Annotated in this window: 2 protein-coding genes; both read left to right on the top strand. The window is 61.6% G+C overall.

The genetic code is table 11. The features are described 5' to 3' along the window. Positions 1–840: translocation/assembly module TamB domain-containing protein (locus ACXJ7R_RS31520; RefSeq protein ID WP_457155222.1), on the top strand; the 840-nt coding region annotated here is incomplete at its 5' end. A gap of 265 nt (positions 841–1,105) precedes the next feature. Beyond that, a partial coding sequence (locus tag ACXJ7R_RS31515) for an ABC transporter substrate-binding protein (protein ID WP_457155221.1) occupies positions 1,106–1,880 on the top strand: 775 nt, incomplete at its 3' end.

Genomic DNA, 1,880 nt, shown 5'->3' with positions numbered 1-1,880 from the left:
ACGGTGATCACGGTTCCAGACATGCTGCCAGGTTCGCTTTCGGCACTCGACGTCAAGCACAAGAATGCGCCGGGCGCCGTGCGGGCGCAGGACAAGGCGCTGCGCCCGCCGACGACCAGTGGCGGTGGCGGCGGCAGCGGCCTCGTCCTCGATGTCACGGTCAACGCGCCGAACCAGATCTTCATCCAGGGCAGGGGCGTCGATGCCGAACTCGGCGGCTCGCTCAGGCTGACCGGCCCGGCTTCGTCGCCGCAAGCGGTCGGCACCTTCACCCTGCAGCGCGGGCGGCTGTCGATTCTTGGCAAGCGGCTGACCTTCACCGAAGGCACGGTCGGCTTCTCCGGCTCGCTGGTGCCTTACCTTAATTTGACGGCGACAACGACGACGACCTCCACCACCGTCACCATCGTGGTGTCGGGTGAGGCGACCAATCCGAAATTTACCTTCTCCTCGGTGCCGGCGCTGCCCGAGGATGAGGTGCTGGCGCAGCTGATCTTCGGGCGCTCGATGTCGAACCTGTCGCCGCTGCAGATCGCCCAGCTCGCCGAAGCGGCCGGGCAACTGGCCGGAGTCGGTGGCTCGACGTCGCTGCTTGAAAACCTGCGCAGCGCAATCGGCGTCGACGATCTCGACGTCACCACCGACGACCAGGGCGGCACGGCGGTTTCGGCGGGCAAGTATCTGAACGACCGCACCTACGTGACGATCCAGAAAGGCGACAAGCCCGGTTCCGGCAAGGCGACCATCGACCTCAATGTCGGGCGCGGCGTCAAACTGCGCGGCGAGGCCAATGATGCCGGCGAGGCCAAGGGCGGCATCTTCTACGAGAAAGAATATTGATACTTCGACGGGGCTTTTGGCCCCATGATGGCCCAAGGCTGGCGCTGTCCGCCCTTCAGTAAATGTCTCAGTTTATTCGACTATCGAGATTCCAGAGGAATCAGTCGGGCAGTAGCAATTTTGCGCCAAGACTGTCGTTATCACGCGAACCGCTCGCTTTCCAAAGTTGCACATTCGCTAACATGTTCCAATCCATACCGGCTTTGACATCATGGCCTGGATGCGGAATGTTAAAAGGCGGAAAGCCAACAATGGGAGTTAAGTCATGACAATTTATGAGAGTAACGGCGATCGCGTTCCCGATCACATCCTGGCCATGGCCGAAGACGCCAAGGCAGGCACGGTGGATCGCCGCGAATTCCTGGCCATGGCCAGCGTGTTCGGCGCGTCGACGGCAATGGCTTACGGCTTGCTCGGCCTCGCCGACCCGACGCCGGCGAAGGCCGAAGAGGTAAAAGGCAAGAAGGGCGGCACGCTGAAGATCGCCCAGTGGATCAAGGATCCGAAGGACCCGCGCAAAGCCGACTGGTCGGAAATCGCCAACGCCGAGCGCCAGGCGCTCGAGCCACTGGTCAAGTACACTTCCGAATACACGTTCCGCCCCTATCTGCTGGAAAGCTGGGACGTGAACGACGACGCCACGCAGTACACACTGCATGTACGCAAGGGCGTCACCTGGTCGAATGGCGACCCCTTCACCGCCGATGACGTCATCTTCAACCTCAAGCGCTGGGCCGACAAGAAGGCCGAAGGTAATTCCATGCCAGGCCGTCTTGGCTCGCTGGTCAAGGACGACAAGCTCGACGAAAGCGCCGTGACAAAGCCGGACGACCACACGGTCGTGCTGAAGCTCGCCAAGCCTGACATCGCGCTGATCCCGAACATGTGCGACTATCCCGGTCTCATCGTTCACAAGAGCTTCGATGAGAAGGGCGGCGATTTCAAATCCTGCCCGATCGGCACCGGCCCGTTCGAACTCGTCTCCTATGATGTCGGCCAGAAAGTGGTCTACAAGCGCCGCACCGACGACAAGTGGTGGG

Source organism: Mesorhizobium sp. P5_C1 (assembly GCF_054049815.1).
This window is presented reverse-complemented; position numbering and strand designations above follow the sequence as displayed.